The sequence below is a fragment of the Kribbella antibiotica genome, from assembly GCF_004349055.1.
GTDB lineage: Bacteria > Actinomycetota > Actinomycetes > Propionibacteriales > Kribbellaceae > Kribbella > Kribbella antibiotica.
In genome coordinates this window covers 19,595-40,233 of the sequence record NZ_SMKX01000058.1, presented here as the reverse complement: position 1 = coordinate 40,233, position 20,639 = coordinate 19,595, and the positions used below count along the sequence as shown (strand labels likewise).

The 20,639-nt window shown below is 66.9% G+C and carries 21 protein-coding genes; 3 read left to right on the top strand and 18 right to left on the bottom strand.

All coding sequences use genetic code 11. The annotated features are described in order from the left end of the window. Positions 1-16 precede the first annotated feature (16 nt). The 10 genes from E1263_RS20615 to leuA all read right to left on the bottom strand — a co-directional run bounded on the left by E1263_RS20615 (position 17) and on the right by leuA (position 10,817). Entirely contained in the window at positions 17-1,474 is a 1,458-nt protein-coding gene (locus E1263_RS20615) for a bifunctional GNAT family N-acetyltransferase/NUDIX hydrolase (protein WP_132169766.1), read from the bottom strand. 40 nt (positions 1,475-1,514) lie between these two features. After that, the gene (locus tag E1263_RS20610; protein ID WP_132169764.1) at positions 1,515-3,356 is read right to left on the bottom strand and encodes an ABC transporter substrate-binding protein; all 1,842 of its coding nucleotides are present in this window, start codon (positions 3,354-3,356) and stop codon (positions 1,515-1,517) included. Positions 3,357-3,418: 62 nt separating this feature from the next. Continuing rightward, a complete protein-coding gene (locus tag E1263_RS20605; RefSeq protein WP_132169762.1) occupies positions 3,419-3,625 on the bottom strand; it encodes a hypothetical protein in 207 nt (68 codons plus the stop codon). Then, a complete protein-coding gene (locus E1263_RS20600) occupies positions 3,625-4,665 on the bottom strand; it encodes an ABC transporter ATP-binding protein (RefSeq protein WP_132169760.1) in 1,041 nt (346 codons plus the stop codon). Before E1263_RS20600 ends, E1263_RS20605 begins: the two co-directional genes overlap by 1 nt. Continuing rightward, entirely contained in the window at positions 4,662-5,726 is a 1,065-nt protein-coding gene (locus tag E1263_RS20595; RefSeq protein ID WP_132169758.1) for an ABC transporter ATP-binding protein, read from the bottom strand. Before E1263_RS20595 ends, E1263_RS20600 begins: the two co-directional genes overlap by 4 nt. A gap of 5 nt (positions 5,727-5,731) precedes the next feature. After that, the gene (locus tag E1263_RS20590) at positions 5,732-6,637 is read right to left on the bottom strand and encodes an ABC transporter permease (RefSeq protein WP_132169756.1); all 906 of its coding nucleotides are present in this window, start codon (positions 6,635-6,637) and stop codon (positions 5,732-5,734) included. 5 nt (positions 6,638-6,642) lie between these two features. Continuing rightward, the gene (locus tag E1263_RS20585; RefSeq protein WP_202868974.1) at positions 6,643-7,743 is read right to left on the bottom strand and encodes an ABC transporter permease; all 1,101 of its coding nucleotides are present in this window, start codon (positions 7,741-7,743) and stop codon (positions 6,643-6,645) included. A gap of 232 nt (positions 7,744-7,975) precedes the next feature. Further along, positions 7,976-8,569, bottom strand: coding sequence for a hypothetical protein (locus E1263_RS20580; protein WP_132169754.1), 594 nt, complete (start codon positions 8,567-8,569; stop codon positions 7,976-7,978). Next, positions 8,566-9,105: a hypothetical protein gene (locus E1263_RS20575; RefSeq protein WP_202868973.1), complete on the bottom strand. Its 540-nt coding sequence runs from the start codon at positions 9,103-9,105 to the stop codon at positions 8,566-8,568. The genes E1263_RS20580 and E1263_RS20575 overlap by 4 nt, the downstream gene beginning before the upstream one ends. Before the next feature lie 38 nt (positions 9,106-9,143). Continuing rightward, a complete protein-coding gene (leuA, locus tag E1263_RS20570) occupies positions 9,144-10,817 on the bottom strand; it encodes a 2-isopropylmalate synthase (protein WP_202868972.1) in 1,674 nt (557 codons plus the stop codon). Positions 10,818-11,125: 308 nt separating this feature from the next. Here leuA and E1263_RS20565 point away from each other — a divergent pair, with 308 nt between their 5' ends. Both E1263_RS20565 and E1263_RS20560 read left to right on the top strand, forming a co-directional pair. Then, positions 11,126-11,542: a PPOX class F420-dependent oxidoreductase gene (locus E1263_RS20565; protein WP_132169750.1), complete on the top strand. Its 417-nt coding sequence runs from the start codon at positions 11,126-11,128 to the stop codon at positions 11,540-11,542. A gap of 60 nt (positions 11,543-11,602) precedes the next feature. Next, positions 11,603-12,592: a GNAT family N-acetyltransferase gene (locus E1263_RS20560; RefSeq protein ID WP_238161352.1), complete on the top strand. Its 990-nt coding sequence runs from the start codon at positions 11,603-11,605 to the stop codon at positions 12,590-12,592. A gap of 1 nt (position 12,593) precedes the next feature. Here E1263_RS20560 and E1263_RS20555 read toward each other — a convergent pair whose 3' ends face one another. After that, positions 12,594-13,271, bottom strand: a complete 678-nt coding sequence (locus E1263_RS20555) for a GNAT family N-acetyltransferase (RefSeq protein ID WP_132169746.1) — start codon at positions 13,269-13,271, stop codon at positions 12,594-12,596. 101 nt (positions 13,272-13,372) lie between these two features. Further along, positions 13,373-14,755 carry an MFS transporter gene (locus tag E1263_RS20550; RefSeq protein WP_132169744.1) on the bottom strand — a complete coding sequence of 461 codons (1,383 nt, stop codon included), beginning with the start codon at positions 14,753-14,755 and terminating at the stop codon, positions 13,373-13,375. A gap of 89 nt (positions 14,756-14,844) precedes the next feature. Here E1263_RS20550 and E1263_RS20545 point away from each other — a divergent pair, with 89 nt between their 5' ends. After that, a complete protein-coding gene (locus E1263_RS20545; protein ID WP_238161351.1) occupies positions 14,845-15,420 on the top strand; it encodes a TetR/AcrR family transcriptional regulator in 576 nt (191 codons plus the stop codon). On the opposite strand, the gene era is transcribed toward E1263_RS20545, so the two are convergent. The 6 genes from era to E1263_RS20515 all read right to left on the bottom strand — a co-directional run bounded on the left by era (position 15,421) and on the right by E1263_RS20515 (position 20,570). Further along, positions 15,421-16,440, bottom strand: coding sequence for a GTPase Era (era, locus tag E1263_RS20540; RefSeq protein WP_132169740.1), 1,020 nt, complete (start codon positions 16,438-16,440; stop codon positions 15,421-15,423). Then, on the bottom strand, positions 16,424-16,756 hold the full coding sequence (locus E1263_RS20535) for a cytidine deaminase (protein WP_132169738.1): 333 nt from the start codon (positions 16,754-16,756) through the stop codon (positions 16,424-16,426). The genes era and E1263_RS20535 overlap by 17 nt, the downstream gene beginning before the upstream one ends. Before the next feature lie 10 nt (positions 16,757-16,766). After that, on the bottom strand, positions 16,767-18,071 hold the full coding sequence (locus E1263_RS20530) for a hemolysin family protein (RefSeq protein ID WP_132169735.1): 1,305 nt from the start codon (positions 18,069-18,071) through the stop codon (positions 16,767-16,769). A 7-nt stretch (positions 18,072-18,078) separates the two neighbouring features. Continuing rightward, positions 18,079-18,558: an rRNA maturation RNase YbeY gene (gene ybeY / locus E1263_RS20525; protein WP_132169733.1), complete on the bottom strand. Its 480-nt coding sequence runs from the start codon at positions 18,556-18,558 to the stop codon at positions 18,079-18,081. Next, positions 18,555-19,487: a PhoH family protein gene (locus E1263_RS20520; protein WP_238161353.1), complete on the bottom strand. Its 933-nt coding sequence runs from the start codon at positions 19,485-19,487 to the stop codon at positions 18,555-18,557. Before E1263_RS20520 ends, ybeY begins: the two co-directional genes overlap by 4 nt. A 144-nt stretch (positions 19,488-19,631) precedes the next feature. Then, positions 19,632-20,570 (bottom strand): hypothetical protein, encoded by a 939-nt coding sequence (locus tag E1263_RS20515; RefSeq protein WP_132169729.1) that lies wholly within the window; start codon positions 20,568-20,570, stop codon positions 19,632-19,634. Between the last annotated feature and the right edge of the window lie 69 nt (positions 20,571-20,639).

The window sequence follows — 20,639 nt, the reverse complement described above, 5'->3', positions numbered from 1 at the left end:
GGTTCGCACAGCGTTCTCACAGGCCCAACGACAGCGGGATCGTGGGTGGGCCGGTGTGGAGCAGGTCTGCGAGGAGCGTCGGGAGGTTGCTGGGAGCGAAGCGTCCTTCGTGGGCACGGAGTTCGTCGAGGGTCCACCAGCGCTGCTCGTGAACATTCTCGGCGGCGAGCTCATCGGCCGTGAAAGTTCCTGCCGGCTCGAACTCCGGCGTACGGATGAGGAAGTAGTCGTTGATGACACCGTCGAAGCCATCAGCGTGGCCTTCGGCAACTACTTCCTGGTGCCAGACGTGCGGCGGGTCGGCCTCGAGCGACAAGCCGACCTCTTCGGTGAGCTCGCGACGTAGCCCTTCGAGCAGCGACTCGGTCGGCTCCAGCCCGCCACCCGGCGTCGCCCAGAGCGGGCCGTCGGGGAACTCGAAGCGGACCAGCAGGATGCGGTCGGCCGGGTCAACGATGACACCGCGCGCAGCGGGACGGAGGTTGGGGCGGGTGAGCTCCAGCTCCTGGTTCTGCTCGACGGTGTAGAAACCGAAGCGGGCGTTGACCTTCTGCATAGCGGTGTTGGAGAGCGCCGTCCACGTGTGCAGGTACGTCTGCGTGGTGCGGTGTCTGGCAAGCTGGTCAAGGTTTGCCAGCTTCAGATGAGTGCCGAGGTTGTGACCGCGGTGGTCGCGAAGGACGAGCGTGTCATCCTGCTGGACATCGACCGGATTGGTGCGCGGGACGTACATCAGCGTGTACCCGGCCGGGTCACCGGCTTCGGTGTGCACCATCGTGACCAGCGCGAGGTAGCTGCGATCGGTCCGCTGCTCACTCGCCTCCAGCTTCTCGACGGTCCACGGCACCGTCTCACGGGTCATCCCGCCGGTCGGTACGTCGTTATCCATCGCCGTGTGCAGGTCGGCGTACGCCTGGAGGTGCTCAGGCGGGCAAACCCCTGCCCACGAAGTCAGCGTGTACCCCTCAAGAACGCCCGCCGACGCACGCAGCCCGGCCAACCGCTCCTCGTCGTACGGGAGCTGAACGACGAGGTGATCCTCGACGTGCTCGACGACGAAACCAAGCCGCGCCGCGAACTCCGCGCCGGAATACGGCTCGGACGGTACGCCGAGTTCGGTCTGGAAGATCGTCCGCCCGAGCTGCGCGGCCCGGGTCACAGCCCACTGCCACAACGCCGTACCGACCCCGCGCCGCCGATGCTCCACAGGTACGTCGATCTCGACCGACACGCTGTCCAGGTTGTCGGCCAGCCGGTACTCGAACAGCAGCGCGCCGACGACCCTATCGCCGTCAAAGGCAGCGATAGGGATCCGCGCCTTCACCGGTGAGCCTCTGCGCAGCGAACCCCCGAGCGCCTCGCGCCCTTCGATCACCGCTGCCTCACGGCCCTCGACAGCGCCCGCATGGAGGGCGTCGTACCAGGCATCGAACAGAACAGGGTCGGCCGGGTCGATCTCGCGCACGGTGATCACCCGACCGACCCAACCAAACATCCGGGTCAGAAGCGAACGATTAAACCGGTGCGACCTTGCCGGAGTACATGCCCATGATGACGAAGTTGTCGGCGTACGGGGCGTTCTTCAGGATCGGGTCGTCGTCGGCGGGGAACTTCGCCACTCGTTTGCCTTCGAGGGCGGGGTTGTTTCCGTAGCGCTCCCAGAGCGGGATGATCGGGAGCAGTTCGTTGAAGGCCAGCGCCGCGGCGGTGACGTTCTTCTTCTGCTCTTCGAGATCCAGGCCCTGGGCGGACTTGTCGACGACGGCCTTCAGGTCGATGTCGCCGGTGGAGATCTTCTGCTTGAGCGGGAAGTTCATGCCCTTACCGCCGGAGTTCGCGGCCGTCACGTAGTTGAAGGCGTAGAGGTCCTGGACGAACGAGAAGTACGGGTGCGGGTGCGACGAGGCGCCCCAGCTCTGGATGGCGAGGTCGAACTTGCCCTCCAGTACGTCGGGGCTCAGCTGGGTGAAGGTGATCCCGCGCTTGGTGATGTTGAAGCCGAACTTCGTCAGCTGGTCGGCCGCGTTGGTGGCGGCGGGGTTCCAGTCGGCGAACTCGGTCGGGAACTTGATGTCGTACGCCGCGGGCTTACCGGCCGGGGTCTGCCACTTGTCGCCGGACTTCTTCCAGCCAGCGGCGGTGAGCAGCTGGGTGGCCTTCGCGAAGTCCTTCTCGTACGGCTGCAGCTTCTTCTGGTCCGCGTCCGATACCCAGTCCGGGACCGTCTGGTCGGAGAAGCCGGCCATGAACTTGCAGGCCTTGCCGGACTCGCCGAGCGCGATGGTGCCGTTCTCGTTGCGGTCCAGGATGTAGGCGATCGCCTGCCGGACCCGGACATCGGCGAACTCGGGGTGCGTGGTGTAGTTGAAGACCAGCGCGGGACCGGAGTACACCGGCGGCCGGAGGATCCGGAACCCGTTGCTCTGCAGGGACTTCTCGCTCGCCACTGCGAAGCCGTGGGTCGCGTAGTCGACCGACTTGTCCATTACGGTCGGGGTGATGTCGGAGGTCTCACCGTTGTAGAGCACGACCTTGGTGAAGCCGATCTTGTCGGCGAACAGGCCCTTGGGGTTCTTGACCAGCGTCATCTGCGAGTTCGTCATGGACTTGACGTCGTAGTTGAACGGGCCGGACACGATCGGGTTCTCCGGGCGGAACTTCTGGAAGTCACCGTTGAGGGTCTTGCCCTCGCCGTCGTCCAGGCTGCCCTTGGCCTTGCGCAGCGTCTCGGCCTTGGTCGCCCACTCGCCGTACACGGCCGCGGGCAGGATCGGGGCGCGCATGATGTACCGCTCGAGCACGGTCGACGGCGTACCGATCGAGAAGACGATCGTGGTGTCGTCGGTGGCCTTGATGTCGGACAGGAAGGTCCAGGACTGCTGGCGCATCAGCCAGTGCAGGTTGAAGGTCGCGACGACGTCCTTGCTGGTCAGCGGCGTACCGTCGCTCCAGGTCAGGCCGGAGCGCAGCTTGAGGGTGTAGGTGCTCGCCTTCTCGTCCAGCGTGCCGGACTCGGCCAGCATGTATTCCCACTTCTTGTCGGCCCAGTAGTACAGGCCGCCGCTGGGATAGACCAGGTCGTTGTACGGGCTGTTGGCCGCCTGGACGCCGTCGGTGACACCGGCGGCCAGGTTGAAGTGGCCCTTCGGCGGCAGCTGGTACGGGTACGCGCCGTGGAACTCCTTGTCGCCGCCGGCGCCGCCTTCGGCGGTGGGCTTGCTCGGTGAGCACGCCACGGTCGAGCCCAGCCCGGCGGCGCCGAGACCGGCGAAACCGAACAGCTGGAGCACGTTACGGCGGGAGACGTCGTTCGTCCGGGCCCGTGCCGCGGACTCGTTGTTGCCGGTGGGACTCATCCTCGCGGTCCTTTCCTGATCCTGGCCCCACGCACGTCGCGTGGGTCAGTGGTGCTGGTTGATTACTGGCCTTCTTCCCGCTTCGTACGGCGCCTGGTCCAGACTGCGGCGGCGACGACGATCAGGCCCAGGAACAGGCCCAAGAACAACGTGAGCAGCGTGACGACGAACTCCGGCGTACCGGGGGTGAGCGAGAGCAGCAGGACACCGGCGGCCAGGACCAGGAATGCGGCCCAGCCGAGCGCCATCCGCCCCAGCTCCGGGGGCATCAGGCCGCCGGCTCATCGGCGCCGTCGCGCGCAACCACGTGACAGGCGGCTGACTGTCCCGGCCGGATCTGGACGAGCTGCGGGACCTTGCCGTCGCACAACCCCTCCTCGAACTGACCGCACCGGGGGTGAAACGCGCAGCCCGACGGCAGGTGCGCCAGGCTCGGAATCTCCAGGCTGCGCAGGGATTCCGCGTTCTTGGTCCGGGTCAGATCGGGATCTGGCTCCGGGATCGCGTCGATCAGCGCCCGCGTGTACGGGTGCGTCGGGGCGTTGATGATCCGCGGGGTCGGGCCGAACTCGACGATCCGGCCGAGGTACATCACCGCGGTCCGGCCACGCCAACCGAAGTACTTCGCGATCGCGAGGTCGTGGGTGATGAACAGGAACCCGACGCCGAGGTCGTCGCGCAACCGGCCCAGCATCGCCAGCACACTGATCCGGATCGACACGTCGAGCATCGACGTCGACTCGTCGGCGATGATGATCTTCGGGTCCAGCGTCAGCGCGCGGGCGACCGCAACTCGTTGCCTTTGGCCACCAGATAGCTGGTGCGGGTATTTCGAGAGGTAGTTCTCCGGTGGCGTCAGATCGACCTTGGTGAGCAGCTCGTACGCACGCTCGGCGGCGGCCTGCTTGCCCTTCACCACACCGTGCTTGAGCAGCGGCGCGGTGAGCGTCTGCTGGATCGTCCGGGTCGGGTTCAGCGACGCGTAAGGGTCCTGGTGGACGTACTGGACGCTGCGCCGGAAATCCTTGAAGTCGTTCTTCTTCAGCGACCAGATGTCCTGGCCGTCGTACGTGACCTGACCGCCGCTCGGCCGGGTCAGTCCGGCCGCCATGCGGGCCGCCGTGGTCTTGCCCGAGCCGCTCTCCCCTACCAGGCAGAGCACCTCGCCCGGGTTGATCGACAGGTTGGCCTGGTCGACCGCGCGGATCGGGCCGGCCTTGGTGTCGAACACCTGGCTGACGCCGTCCAGCGTCATCAACGGCTTACCACCTTCGCCTTGTACGGCGGGGCTTTCCGAGACAGCAGTCATGAGGCCGTCCTCCGCTCCAGGTGGACCTCGTCCGAGTGGATGCAGGCGACGTCGTGGGCGTCACCCGGCTCGTCGGTGATCGGGATCAACGGCGGATCCACCTCCTGGCATTCGTCCGTGGCGAACTTGCAGCGCGGGTGAAACGCGCAGCCCTTCGGCAGATTGGCCAAGCTCGGCGGTCCGCCCGGGATCGACTCGAGGTCCGGCAGGTCGCCGACGATCGGCGGCACGGCCTTGATCAGACCGAGCGTGTACGGATGCCGCGGCTTGTAGAACATGTCGCGGACACCACCGGTCTCGATGATGCGGCCGGCGTACATGGTGGCGACCCGGTCGGCTAGCTCGGCGGCCAGCGACAGGTCGTGCGAGATGAAGATCATCGAGAAGCCGAGCCGCTCACGTACCTCATGCAGTACGTCGACCACCGAGCGCTGGGTGAGGATGTCGAGGGCCGTAGTCGGCTCGTCGAGGATCAGCACCTCGGGCTCCAGCAGCAGGCTCATCGCGATCAGTACGCGCTGCCGCATGCCACCGGAGAGCTCGTGCGGATACGAGTCCATCACGCGCTCAGGCTCGAGCCGGACGAGCCGCAGCAACTCGGCCGCGCGCTCTTCGATCTCCTGCTTGGTCGCCTTGGTGTGCGCGCGCATCGTGTCGTGCATGTGCCCGCGGATCTTCAGCACCGGGTTGAACGCGTTCATCGCGCCCTGGAACACCATCGCGGCATCCCGCCACCGGAACTGCCGCAGATCACGACCATCAAGACCCAGTACGTCGATCTCGGTCCCGTCACCGCGGTTGAAGGTGACCTGGCCGGACGCGTGCCCGAGACGCGGCAGCAGTCGCAACAGGCCGAGCCCGAACGTGGTCTTGCCGCAACCGCTCTCGCCGACCAGCGCCAGACTCTCGCCTGGATAGAGGTCGAGGTCGACACCGCGGACCGCTTGCACCGTCGTACCGGAGCCGGTTCGGTACTCGACCTTGAAGTCGCGGATCGAGAGGAGGGGTTTGCCGCTGCCGCCACGAGTTGCGCGCGCGGCTCCAGGGGACGTTGTCGTCATGGCGATCACCGGTCCCGGAGGCGGGGGTTGAGGATCTCCTCGAGCGACCTGGTCATCATGACCAGACCGAGCAGGAGCAGCGTGATGGCGACGACCGGACTCAGGATGAAGCCGAGGCTGGCGTCGTTGAAGATCGCGCCGGCGATCCAGGCGCGGTTCAGCATGATGCCCCAGTTCGATCCGGTCAGTGGCGCGAGGCCGAGCAGGTACAGGCCGACGAGCGAGTAGATCGCGTTCGTGACCCCGATCATGAAGTTCATCAGGATGAAGCTGGCCATGTTCGGCAGGATCTCGACGAACACCACCCGCGGGGTCCCGAGGTCGAGCAGCCGGGCCGCCTCGACGAACTCACGTTCTTTCAGTGAGAGCACTTGGGAGCGCACCGCGCGGGTCAGCACTGGCCAGGACAAACCACCGACCAACAGCGCGAGCAACAGCGGTGAGTCCAGCTTGAAGAGTGCACCGAGGACGGCGAGCAACACGATCTGCGGCACAGTCAGTACGACGTCTGCCAGCGTGACAACCACGGAGTCGACCCAACCGCCGAGGTACGCGGCCAGCGACCCGAGCGCGATGGCCAGGGCGGTGGAGATCGCTGCTGCGACGAATCCGATGAAGATGACGGACCGGCCGCCGTCGATCATCTGGATCAGGACGTCCTTGCCCTCGTTGTCGGTCCCGAGCAGATGCCCTGGTGATCCCGACGGCAGCAGGATCTCCTTGATGTTCGGCTCGAGTGTGGGCGTGAAGATCGGCCCGATCGTGGTGATCAGGACGAGCAGCGCCACGATGATGAAGCCGATGAAGCCGGCCGGGCTGCGGCGCAACGAACTCAGGATCCCGGAGAACCGGGAGACTCCCGTCGTCCCGATCGCGGCCAGGGCACCTGAGGTGACAGTTTCGGTCGCCATGGCCGTTACCCCTTGGCCTTCCCGCCGACCCGGATCCGCGGATCCAGCCGGCTGTAGAGGACGTCGGCGAGCAGGTTGGCCACGACTACGGAGATCGTGACCACCAGGAAGATGCCTTGCAGGACGGGATAGTCACGGCCGGAGACGGCGTTGTAGAGGCTGAACCCGATGCCCTGGTAGCCGAAGATCTTCTCCACGAAGATCGAGCCGCCGACCACGAAGCCGAGCGACACCGCGAGCTGGCTGAACAGCGGCAGTACGGCGTTGCGTCCGACGTACCCGGAGCGGATCCGGTTGTCGGTCAGGCCGCGAGCTCGGGCGACCGTGACGTAGTCCTCGCCGAGGGTCTCCACGGTGGACGACTTCATCACCAGCGCCCAGGAGCCGACGGTGGTCAGCAGATACGCCAGGATCGGCAGCGTCGCGTGGTACAGGATGTCGTTGAGGAAGCTGAGGCTGAATGATGGTTCGACGCCTGGTGTATAGGAACCGCGGGCTTCGGTGAGGTTGAAGACCTGCAGTTTCACGCCGAGGAAGACCACGATCAGGATCGCGACGATGTAGTTCGGGATCGCGTGCAGCAGCGAGCCGATCGACGTGAGCAGGTGGTCGATCCAGCTTTCGCGACGGTAGGCCATGATCATGCCGGCGATGACCCCGAGCACGAAGCTCAGGATCTGCGCGATACCGACCGAGAACAGGGTCCATGGCAAGTAGGTCTGGATGACCTGGGCGACCGTCGTACCGGGTGAGAGCAGTGAGACTCCGAAGTCGCCCTGCACCAGGTTGCCCATGTAGGTCACGTACTGCAGGATCAGCGGCTCGTCCGGGTCCAGCGAGAACAGGTTCTGCGCCTGGGCCGCAGCGTCGGCGTACGAGATGCCGGTCTGCGCGATCTGCGTCTGGATGTACGTGTCGACCGGGTTGCCCGGCAGCAGCCGGACCAGGAAGAACGTCAGCGTCGAGACCAGGAAGATCGTCAGGAGCGCCTTCGCCAGCCTACGAACCAGCCAGGCGCTCAGGAACCGCTTCACTGCCGGAGGTCTCGGTTCGTCCACCGGCCCTTCGATCAGCTGGGGGGCAGGTGTCTCGACCGCACCGCTCACTGCTCACCTCCATCGAAGACCGCCGACGAGCTGACTAAGGACCTGGCTAACGCACGATCTCTTGCATTGATCTGCGCACAGTGGCGCTAGTTTGCGCAGCCGCAGGCACCAAGTCAACGGTTTCGTCCAACCAGAAGACACAGACACCGAATCGTGAGCAGACAAACGCACTGCGCGATGATCCTGCCACGGTGTGTGCTGGATCACTGCGCAGCGCGCAATGGTTGAACCGTCAGCCAGTCGCGCGGCTAGCCAGCTCGATCAGCAGATTGGCGTAGCCGAGGGCGTCGTCGATGGCCTTGTGCGTGTGCTCGATCTCGCCGAACCACGCACTCGGCAAAGTGTCAGGCCCAACCTCCGCGACCGGCCTACCGGTCACGGCCGCGGCATAGCTGGTGATGCACAGGCCGCCGCCGGCAAAGACCCTGGATTCCTCTCGCGGGCCCTGCCTGACGCCATACCGGGTGAAGCGGCGGAGGTAGTAGTCGATCCAGGGACCGTCGAGCGACATCGGACTGGCCGCGAACGTTCGCGGCCAGGGCAGCGCCTTGAGCCAGTCGACATAGCGAGCCATGACGTCCGGGATGGGCTCTGGGTCACTAGTAGCGGCCTCCCACGCGCCTGGCTGCTCCGCGAACCAGGCCAGTGTCTTCGCATCCGGCGCCGTCCCCGGCAGCGGCTCCAGCACGGCCTCGAACCGGCCGTGCTCGGTCCCATTGAGGGAGACCGCCACCGAGGCGAACGAGCGCATGGAGTTGACGCCGATCCACGGGCCGTCGAGTTCGACGTCCGTCACCACGTAGACCCACTCATCGACTGCTTTCATGACGACTCTGCCAGCTGCCGGAGGACGCGAAGCTGTTTGCGCATCATCACCAGGTCACCCCAGGCGAGTGCGAGCGCGCTCAGCCGGCGAGCCGGGGTCGGCACGGCGATCTCGATCCGGACCACGATCCGGCATGACGAGTCGCCGGTTGGACGAACCGCGTAGGTGCAGGTCAGGGCGCCGTACCGGCTGACCAGCTCCGGCTGTATTTCACCGGTGAGGTGCTCGCCGGGCAGGAAGTCGACCAGCTGAAAGATCATCAGTTGCTGTCCTAGGGCGAGCTCGTCGGCGCCGGGAGTGAGCACCCTGGGACCGCCACCCAGCAGGCGATAGCTGTACGTCCCGTGCTTGAGCTGGCAGAGCCAGCGGAAGGTCACCTCGGCCGAGGCGGCGACATCTATTGCCCGGTGGAGCGCGATGACCGGACCGCTCAGACGACCGCTACAGGGGTAGTCCGCCGCGATCTCCTGGTCCGTCGCACCCCAGGACCAGGGCATCCCAACCGGTCTCTCGATCACATCCACAGGCTTGACCATGAGCCGACCATACCTTGAGGTATGGTCGGCTCGGATCCTTAGCGCGTGGCGCGGTTGATCGCGGAGACGACCGCCTTCAGCGACGCGGTGAGGATGTTGGCGTCGCGGCCTACGCCCCAGAAGACGTCGTCGCCTACCTCGCACTCGACGTAGGCGGCGGCCAGGGCGTCGCCGCCGGCTGAGAGAGCGTGCTCGTGGTAGTCCAGCACCCGTACGTCGTACTTCAGGGGCTTGATGGCGTCGACGAACGCGGACACTGGGCCGTTGCCCTCGCCGGTCAGCTCGTGGGGGACGCCGTTGGAGTAGACCTGTACGCCGAGGTGGTCGCTGACGCCCTCGCCGGAGGTGGAGTTGACGGTCAGCAGCGACAGCTTGCCGGGGGTCAGGTATTCGGCCGCGAAGATGTCCCACAGCTGCTGGGGGCCGACCTCGCCGCCCTCGGCGTCGGTGAACTGCTGGACGACGCGGCTGAACTCGATCTGCAGGCGGCGCGGCAGGTCGAGGCGGTGCTCGGACTTCATCATGTAGGCGATGCCGCCCTTGCCGGACTGCGAGTTGACCCGGATGACGGCCTCGTACGACCGGCCGACATCCTTCGGGTCGATCGGCAGGTACGGCGCTTCCCAGTGGATGTCGCGGACCGGGATGCCCTCGGCGGCGGCCTGCTTCTCCAGGGCCTCCAGGCCCTTCTTGATCGCGTCCTGGTGCGATCCGGAGAAGGCGGTGTAGACCAGGTCACCGGCGTACGGCTGGCGTTCGGGAACGCGCATCTGCGTGCAGTACTCGACCGTACGGCGGATCTCGTCGATGTCGGCGAAGTCGATCTGCGGGTCGATGCCCTGGCTGAACAGGTTCATGCCCAGCGTCACCAGGTCGACGTTGCCGGTCCGCTCACCGTGGCCGAACAGACAACCCTCGACCCGGTCACCGCCGGCCATCAGGGCCAGCTCGGTGGCAGCGACCGCCGTACCGCGGTCGTTGTGGGGGTGCAGGCTGATCGTGCTGAACTCACGCCGGGTCAGGTTGCGGCCGAACCACTCGATCTGGTCGGCGTACACGTTCGGGGTGGACATCTCGACGGTGGCCGGCAGGTTCAGGATGATCTCGCGGCCCTCGGCCGGCTGCCACTGGTCGCTGACGGCCTCGCAGACCTCCAGCGCGAACTGCAGCTCGGTGCCCGTGAAGATCTCCGGGCTGTACTGGTAGCCGAACTGGCAGTCGCCGAGGATGTCGTCGGCGTACTTCATCACGGTCTCGGTACCGCGGACGGCGATGTTCAGGCACTCGGCCTTGTCCACATTGAAGACGACCCGGCGGAACAGCGGCGCGGTCGCGTTGTACAGGTGGATGGTCGCCTTCGGCGAACCCTGCAGCGACTGCACGGTCCGCTCGATCAGCTCTTCGCGCGCCTGGGTCAGCACCGAGATCGTCACGTCGTCCGGGATCGCGTCGCCCTCGATCAGGCTGCGGACGAAGTCGAAGTCGTACTGGCTGGCGCTCGGGAAACCGACCTCGATCTCCTTGTAGCCCATCTTCACCAGCAGGTCGAACATCCGGCGCTTGCGGGCCGGCGACATCGGCTCGACCAGCGCCTGGTTGCCGTCGCGGAGGTCGGTGGACAGCCAGCGCGGCGTCTTGGCGACGGACTTGGCCGGCCAGGTGCGGTCCGGCAGATCGATCGGCGGGAACGCGGAGTAGCGGTGAATCGGCATGCCGGAAGGCTGCTGTACAGGCTGAGGCTGGTTCTGCGGTGCCACGGGTTCTCCTCGGGAGATGTGTCAGCTGGGTCGTAAAGAAGACGACCGGCGAACGACGAAACCCCGCGGCGAGGGAACCGGCCTGATCAGGCCTCGCCGCGGCAGCGAAGGAGGAGAAGCTGGTGCCGCATAGTGTCCGCGAGTCTATGCACAACCATCCCGGACCGTCGAACCGGGGGTCTCACTCGGCGAGACACAGAGCGTGACGAACCGCGCCGCGACAGGTTGCCTTCAAGTGCACTTGAGTATCTAGGCTTCTCGATATGACTTCCCTTCTCGAACGGATCGGCACCACCGGCCTCGGCGTTCTCGTCACGCTCAAGCGTGACGGCCGGCCGCAACTGTCGAACATCACCTATGTGTACGACGGCGAACAGGTCCGCATCTCGATGACCGACGACCGGGTCAAGACCAAGAACCTGCGCCGCGATCCACGGGCCAGCGTCTACATCAATGAGGACGGCGGCCGCGCGTACATCGTCTTGGAAGGCAAGGCCGAGCTCACGCCGGTTGCCGCCGACCCGAACGACGCTACGGTCGACGAGCTCGTCGACTACTACCGCAAGGGATCGGGCGAGCACCCGGACTGGGACGAGTACCGCGCCGTGATGGTGCAGGACAAGCGTCTGCTGTTCTCGATGACCGTCGAACACGCCTACGGGATGCCGACACCCAACTGAAGGAAAAGATCGGAAATAAATCGGTCGCGCGGCCGGGACGCGGGCGTCAGTCTGGGGGGTGTGGACATCACCAGACTTTCGCCGGACGACGAAGCCGGCTGTATCGAGGTCGTCGCGCTGCTGACCGCTGTCGCGAAGGTCGACAGCCCCGAGCAGATCCTGCCGACCCCCAAGGGCGTGGCGAACGGGCTGCGCTACGGCTGGGACCTGAACCCCAGTCACGAGTACCTGGCGCGGGACGCCGACGGCACCCTGATCGGCATGCTGAACGTGCACTGGCCCAAGTGGGAGAACCTCAACCAGGGCTGGTTCGGCGTCGAAGTCCATCCCGACCATCGCCGCCGGGGCATCGGCTCGGAGCTGGTCCAGTACTTCGAGAAGCTGGCCGCCGACGCGGGTAAGGACACCGTCGGTTCCGGAGCACACGAGTCCGTGGCCTGCGAGGCGTTCGCCGCCAAACACGGCTACGAGCGCAAGGCGATCGAGGTTCAGCGCCGCCAAGACCTGACTGGTCTGGACTGGGACGTCGTACAGGCTCTGTATGACAAGGCCGCCGAGGCGTCGACCGGCTACGAGCTGCTTCGGCTCAACGGTGCCCTGCCGGAGGAAATGCTCGAGGACATGGTCGCGGTGACCGAGTCGATCAACGATGCGCCGACCGACGACCTCGACATCGAGGACGACGTCTACAGCACGCAGCGGCTGCGCGACTACGAAGAGGCTCAGCGCAGCAGCGACATGACGACGTACCGGGTGGTCGCTCGCGAGAAGGCGACCGGCAAGCTCGCCGGCCACACCCTGATCGCGGTCGACGGCGAGCGGCCGTGGATCGCCTGGCAGCACGACACCGCAGTGTCTCGCGACCACCGCGGCCACCGGCTCGGCGCCCTGGTGAAGGCCGACCTACTGCTGTGGCTGCGCGAGTCCGCTCCCGAGGTGAAGTCGATCGACACCTGGAACGCGGAGTCCAACAACCACATGATCGGCATCAACGAGCAACTGAACTACCGCATCATCGCGCGCGACTTCGACTACCAGAAGAAGCTGTAGCTCAGACCGCCTCGATGATGGTGACCTTCATGCGGTTGCTGACGGTGAAGCCCATCGCGGTGTAGAGGCGCTGGGCGGTGACATTCGTGCCGCCCGTGTGCAGGAACGGGGTCCGGCCGGTCGCGGTGATTTCTCCCGCGATCGCCCGGATCAGCCGGCGGGCAAGACCCTGGCCACGGTGGTCGGGATGCGTGCAGACCGCGCTGATCTCGGCGTACGACGGAAGTGTCTGCCGGACGCCGGCCATCGCGATCAGCTCGCCGTTGCGGCGGATGCCGAGGTACGGGCCGAGCTCGATCGTGCGGGTGCGGAACGGCCCCGGGTCGGTCAGTGCGACCAGGGCGACCATCTCCGGTACGTCGTCTGCTGTCAGCGCGACGGCCTCGTCGTCAGCCGCAGCCAGCCCCTCGGGCGCCACGAACTGGACCAGGTCGAACTGCTGATCCAGCTTGAACGACTCCGGCAGCACGAAGTCAGGGCTCATGATCGCGCCCGTCGTACCGGGGCCGAGCAGGGTGGCCGCGTCGGCCCAGTCCTGCTCGGTCGGCTCCGGAGGGAGCGCCAGGAACGGCGCCACCTCGGGCAGATAGCGGACGACGTTCCCGCGGGACTCCGCGAAAGCCGCGTTGGGCCCGGTCAGGGCGGCGTAGCCCGGGTAGAGCAGCTCCGGTGCCGACATGCAGGGCTCCTTGCGCGGGTGTTGGCTGGACGCCCAAGAATATCGGCTCCAGCAGCAGCGTCAGCACGGTGTCGGCGTCCGCCACCGCGGCTCGCCTGATCTCAGTGGGCACTGTGCACCTCTCCGGCCGCAGGCTTCAACGCCGGTACGACGACCAGCGCGAGAACAGCCGCCACCACGGCGGTGATTGCGGCGAACGTGAACCCGCGAGCGAACCCGGTACTCACCGTCCCGGCCAGACTGGCCGCCGCCACGCTGGACACCACGGCAACGCCGAGGGAGGCGCCGAACTCGTGGAAGGTGCTCAGGATCCCGGACGCCAGCCCGGCCTCGCGGTAGTCGACCTGGGCGAACGTCGTCGTCGACGCGGCGACGAATGCCGCTCCGACCCCGATCGTCCCCACCGTCATGCCGATCACGATCACCGCAGCACCATCCCAGATCGCGGGAGCAGCCAGTCCGAGTGCGGCGACCATGAAGCCGACGGTCGCGACCAGCCTGGCACCAGCCGTTCCCACCAGCCGGCCCGCGGCTTGCGCGCCGACAATCGCGGCAACCGCGACCGGGAGGAACAGCAGGCCGGTGCGCAGGGCGCCGTACTGCTGGAAGTGCTGGAGGTAGAACGAGCCGAGGAAGAACATCGCGATCATCAGCGCGGTCGCGACAAGGATCATGAAGGCACCTGCTGCGACGGTGCGGCGGGTGAGGATGCGCAGGTCCATCAACGGTGACCGGACCGACCGCTGCACCGCGGCGAAGACGCCGTACAGGACGATCGCGCCGCCGAGTGTGCCGAGCGTGGCGGCGGACAGCCAGCCACGGTCACCGGCGTTGACCAACGCGTAGATTGCAGCGCCGGTCCCGGCCGTGACGAGCAACGCACCCGGTACGTCGAGGCGGCCCTGCTGGGTGCCCGGGCGATCGGCCGGCAGCATCCGGAGCAGCAGCGCGAAAACGATCAGACCGATCGGCACGTTGACGTAGAAGACCCACGGCCAGCCGGGGCCGGCGGTGAGCACGCCACCGAGCAGTACGCCGATGGCCGAACCCGCACCGCCCATCGCGGACCAGATGCCGAGGGCCTTGTTGCGCTCCTTGCCGTCGAAGGTCTTGGTGACGACCGAAAGCGCGGCCGGGGACAGGATCGCGGCGCCGACGCCCTGCGCGATCCGCCCGGCGATCAGCAACTCGGGGCCGTCGGCCAGGCCGGTGGCGAGCGATGCCGCGGTGAAAATCAGCAGGCCGGTCAGGACGACCCGCCGGGAGCCGAACAGGTCGGCCGCCCGGCCGCCGAGCAACATCAGGCCGCCGAACATCAGCGTGTACGCGCTCACCACCCAGGTCAGGGTTTCCCGGCGCAGGCCGAGGTCGGTCTCGATCGTGGGCAGCGCGATCGCCACCACGGTGACATCGAGGATCAGCATGAACTGCGCGACGGCGAGCAGCCCCAGGAGTCGCCACCGCAGCGGGTTGGGTTCGGTCATGATTCCTTCCTCAAATCGAACAGTGCTGTACGAGTTATATTTGATACCGTAACTCGAACAGTGGTGTTCGACAAGAGGAGGGCATGGGCGTGACCAAACGGGCCGACGCGCAGCGCAACATCGCCGCGATCCTGGCCGCGGCGACGGAGTGCCTCAGCCGGAATCCGGCCGCGAGTACGTCGGAGATCGCGAAGGAGGCCGGGGTCGGGCGAGTGACGCTGTACGGTCACTTCCCCTCGCGGGCGGAGCTGGTCGACGCGGTCTTCGTGCACGCGATCGAGGTGGGCGAACAGTCGCTGTCCCAGGTCGGCCTGACCGGCGACCCGCGCGAGGCGCTGGCCCGGCTCGTCGAGTCGAGCTGGCACCTGGTGGACCGGTACGCCGCTCTGCTGGTTGCCGCCCTGGACACGTTGCCGCCCGGTCGCGTGCGTGAGTTGCACGCCGACCCGATGGCACGGGTAGAGAAGCTGCTCGAGCGTGGACGGTCCGAGGGCGTGTTCCGTTCGGACCTGCCGGTGTCCTGGCTGGTCAGCGTGATGCACAACGTGATGCACGGCGCGGCGGGTGAGATCCAGGCCGGCCGGCTCAGCTCGGGCGAGGCCGCGGGCTACATCACCGCGACCTTGCTCGCCGCGTTCACCCCGCCGGGCGAACGCGTGACCTGATCAGAATCCCAGCTTGCGCAGGTGCTTGGCGTCGGTCTGCCAGTTCTTGGCGATCTTCACGTGCAGGTCGAGATAGACCGGCGTCCCGAGCAGCGCCTCGATCTGGCGGCGCGCCTCAGCACCGACCTCGCGCAGGCGGGCGCCCTTGTGGCCGATCACGATGCCCTTCTGGCTGTCGCGCTCGAGGTAGATGTTCGCGTAGATGTCGAGCAGCGGCTTGTCCTCGGGACGGTCCTCGCGCAGGCCCATCTCGTCGATGGTGACGGCGATCGAGTGCGGCAGCTCGTCGCGAACGCCCTCCAGCGCGGCCTCGCGAATCAGCTCCGCGACCAGGGTCTCCTCCGGCTCGTCGGTGATGTCGCCGTCCGGGTAGAGCGCGAAACCGTCGGGCAGCAGCTGGATCAGCTCGTCGGTGACCAGGTCGACCTGGAAGCCGGACGTCGCCGACACCGGGATGATCGCGGCCCATTCGATCCCAGCCGCCTCCCCCAGCTCCTGGATCTGGGTCAGGTGCTCGAGCATCCGCTCGGGCTCGACCAGATCCGCCTTGGTGGCGAGCGCGACCTTCGGGGTCTTGGCGACCTTGGCCGCCTCGGCGACCAGGAAGCGGTCGCCCGGGCCGATCTTGTCGCTGGCCGGCAGGCAGATGCCGATCACGTCGACCTCGGCCCAGGTGCTCTTGACCAGGTCATTCAGTCGTTGACCGAGCAGGGTGCGCGGCTTGTGCAGACCGGGGGTGTCGACCAGGATCAGCTGCGAATCCGGCCGGTGCACAATGCCCCGTACGGCGTGCCGCGTGGTCTGCGGCTTCGACGAGGTGATGACGATCTTCTGGCCGACGAGGGCGTTGGTGAGCGTCGACTTACCGGCGTTGGGGCGGCCCACGAAGCACGCGAAGCCGGACTTGAATCCGGTCGGCTGCTGGGTGGGTGCAGGCGCGGGCGCCGGCCGATCGGCCTTGCCCTTGGCCTGGGCCGGGCGCCCCTTGGCCTTGCTCGAGCCCTCAGGTGTTGATGACATTGCGGACCTCTCCGGTCGGATCGGCCACGACGACCGGTATAGCGGCGCCGGCGAAGTGCCGTACGACGTTGATGTCAGCAGTATCCGCCTCGGTCACGACCGCAGCCGCTTCGAGGCCCTTCACACCGGAGGCCAAGGCCATCGCGACCGCGAGCTGCAGCGCCGTCAGGTCGACGGTGTCGAGCGCAACCGTGCACGCCGAGTACGTCCGGCCGTCGGAATCACGGACCGCGGCTCCCTCGGCCGCGCGGGTCCGGGCGCGAGCGGCCCGGGCGAGCGTGACGAGTTTGGCGTCCTCCGCCGAAAGATCTGACAACTTGACGCTCCTAGGCGTGCTGGTGGTTCGAGTCTGTGCGGCCGGCGACGGGTTCTTCGCGGCGCACGAGCACAGTACCGACCTGGTTACGGCGGCCGGACGGCCGCTCCGCAGTCAGCGACAGGCCGGCGATCTCGACCTCGGCGCCGGGGATCGGGACCTTGCCGAGCAGCTTGGCCATCAGACCGCCGACGGTGTCGACGTCGTCGTCGTCCAGCGGTACGCCGAACAGTTCGCCGAGCTCGTCGATCGGGAACCGGCTCGAGACCCGGAAGGCGCCGTCGGACAGCTCCTGCACCGAGTCCGGGTCCTCGTCGTACTCGTCGGTGATCTCACCGACGATCTCCTCGAGGATGTCCTCGATCGCGGCCAGGCCCGCCGTACCGCCGTACTCGTCGACGACGATCGCCAGGTGGATCCGGGCGGCCTGCATCTCGCGCAGCAGTTCGTCGACCGGCTTGGAGTCGGGCACGTACATACAGGCCCGCATCACTGACTCGACCCGCTCGGTCGACTCGGCCGAGGCGTTGTCGTAGACGCGACGCATCACGTCCTTGAGGTAGACGACCCCGAGGATGTCGTCGAGGGACTCGCCGATCACCGGGATCCGCGAGTAGCCCGAGCGCAGCGCCAGGGAGATGAGCTGGCGCAGCTTCTTGTGCTTCTCGATGTAGACCATGTCGGTCCGCGGCACCATCACCTCGCGGACGATGGTGTCGCCGAGCTCGAAGACCGAGTGGATCATCTGCCGCTCGCCGGACTCGATCACCGCGGACTTCTCCGCGTAGTCGACCAGCGCGCGCAGCTCGGCCTCGGTCGCGAACGGCCCCTCGGCGAATCCCTTGCCGGGGGTGAGCGCGTTGCCGATCAGGATCAGCAGCTTCGGCAGCGGCCCGAGGACGCGGGTCAGCGCCATCACCGGACCGGCCGACACGATCGCGAACCGGTCCGAGTGCTGCCGGCCGAGAGTGCGCGGAGCGACCCCGATGATCACGTACGAGATCAGCACCATCACGACGGCGGTGATCAGGATGTGCTCCCAGGTGACCTGGAAGAGCTCCGACAGCGCCTGGGTGACGAGCACGATCGCGGTGATCTCGCAGATCAGCCGGAGCAGCAGCAGCGAGTTCAGGTAGCGCGGGGCGTCCGAGAGCAGAGCCAGCAGCCGAACAGCGCGCAGGTTGCCCTGCTCGACCTGCTCGTTGGCGCGGACCTTCGAGTACGACGACAGCGCCGCCTCCGCGCCGGCCAACAGGCCGGCGAGCAGGACGAGCACCACCGCAACGACCAGGAGAACCAGGTCAGTGGAGCTCACGGCAACGTCACTGCCCCTCGAGCCGGTTCCCCGGCGCGCGCCAGGCTTCCAGCAGCCGGCCCTGGATGTCCCACATCTCGGCCTTCTCGGCCGGTTCGGCGTGGTCGTACCCGAGCAGGTGCAGGATGCCGTGCACAGTCAGCAGCTCCAGCTCGGCCCACGTCCCGTGGCCGGCCTTGGCGCCCTGGGCAGCGGCCACGGTCGGGCACAGCGCGATGTCGCCGAGATGCCCGAGCGGCAGATCGGCGTCGTCACCGCCGTCGCCACCGGGCCGCAGCTCGTCCATCGGCCAGGACATCACGTCGGTCGGGCCTGGCAGATCCAGGAACTCGACGTGATACCTGGCCATCGTGTCCTCGTCGACCAGCTTGATCGACAACTCGCACTCCGGGTGCAGCCGCAGCGACGACATCACGAACCGGCTCAGCCGCATCAGTCCGCCACCGTCGATCTCGACGCCGGACTCGTTGTTCACTTCAACGTTCATCGTTGGTGCTCAGTGCTCCGTTGTTCTTCGTAGTTCTCGTACGCCGAGACGATCCGGCCGACCAGCTTGTGCCGGACCACGTCGTGCGAGGTGAGCCGGCAGAACTCCAGGTCCTGGACGCCTTCGAGGATGTCCTGGACGACCTTCAGTCCCGAGTTCGTCCCGGTCGGCAGGTCGACCTGGGTGACGTCACCGGTGACGACCATCTTGGAGCCGAAGCCGAGCCGGGTGAGGAACATCTTCATCTGTTCCGCCGAGGTGTTCTGCGCCTCGTCCAAGATGATGTAAGCGTTGTTAAGGGTCCTTCCCCGCATATATGCGAGCGGCGCGATCTCGATGGTGCCGGCGGTCAGCAGCCGCGGGATCGACTCCGGGTCGAGCATGTCGTGCAGGGCGTCGTACAGCGGGCGCAGGTAGGGGTCGATCTTCTCCGAGAGCGTGCCGGGCAGGAAGCCGAGCCGCTCACCGGCCTCGACGGCCGGGCGGGTCAGGATGATCCGGCTGACCTCTTTGGCCTGCAGCGCCTGGACCGCCTTGGCGACGGCGAGGTAGGTCTTGCCCGTACCGGCCGGACCGATGCCGAACACGATCGTGTTCTTGTCGATGGCGTCGACGTAGCGCTTCTGGTTCAGCGTCTTCGGCCGGATGGTGCGGCCGCGGCTGGACAGGATGTTCTGGGTCAGGACGTCGGCCGGGCTCTCGCCGGTCGCCTGCTTGATCATCGCGATGCTTCGCTCGACCGAGTCGGCCGTCAGGCCGTGCCCGGTCCGGATCACCACGACGAGCTCGTCGAGAAGCCGCTCGGCCAGCGCCAGTTCGGCGGGCTCACCGGTCAGCGTGATCTCGTTGCCGCGGACCAGGATGTCGGCGGCGAACTCCTTCTCGATGATGCGGAGGAACTCGTCCCGGGCTCCGAGCAGGGCCACCATGTCGATGCTAGTCGGCACGACGATCTTGTGCGACGTCTGCGGGGCGGCGGCGGTTGCGCGCGCCTCCGGTTCGATACTGCGTGGCCTGGACAGGCTCTTCCTCCAAGACTGTGACTAAAGAACAAGTGTGGTGATCTGTCCATGCTAGCCGTCCCGGCGGACACCCTCACTGCCAATTTCCCGGGACACGCCCCGAGCAGCCCGTTCGGCCGGCACTTGAACCCCGCTACCAGGGGTGGCCTGACCCGCCAGCACGCCCCGCAACTGCCCTAATTCGCCCGACTGCTGAGCCCCCGGACCAGCCTGCTCCAGCGCCAGCCGCTGGTCCCGCTCTGCGGTCCACTCCGGGGTCGGGTGCAGATTCACCGTCACGTTCTCCCCCGGCCGGACCAGCTCGCCCAGCGCCTCCCGCCGGGCCAACTCGGCCTCCTGCGGCGGCTTGTCCCGGTTCACCTCATAGACCCGCAACATCCGGTACGTCGCCTCAACCGCGGCCAGCGTGGACCCGGACCGGGCCGGTGGTGAGTCGAACTCGTCCGCGTGGGTATTCCGCTCCTCGTCCAGCCCAATCACATGTCCCGGCGTGAACACATGCAACGACTGGACTCGCGCAGTGGGATCACCGTCGTACACGGAGAGCTCTCGCCAGGCATGCGCGCCGGAGTAGCTGTCCTGCAACGCATGCACAGCCGCCCCGAGATGCAGCATCTCCTCCCGCGGCTCCGAAGCAGCCTGGGCAGCGGCCAGCTCCGTGAACAGGTACTCGGTGTTCGACTGCAGGTTGTCGGCACCACGGCGGTACGGGTCGGCCATGAAGTGTGCTCGCTGAACGTCAGGATTCGCGTACGCCGAGTGTCCGGTCGGCCCGATCCCGGCGTACACGAAGGGTCTGCCGGAGCCGGCGAAGTTCTTGATCACGCCCGCACCCAGTGGGCGGTCCTGGTATGCCTGCGCCTTGTCGAGCTGCTCGGAGTACTCCTGGCGGCTCAGACCGTCGCGCTGCATCCGGTCGTACAGCCGCCCGACAGCGGCGTACGTGATGTCCCGGTGACCGCACCAGTGACCGTCTCCGTGCTGCTTCATGCACAGAGCGTGTCATCGGCGAGGTTCATCCGGACCTGTTGTCAACCTGGGACGAGGCCTTCGCGTCTC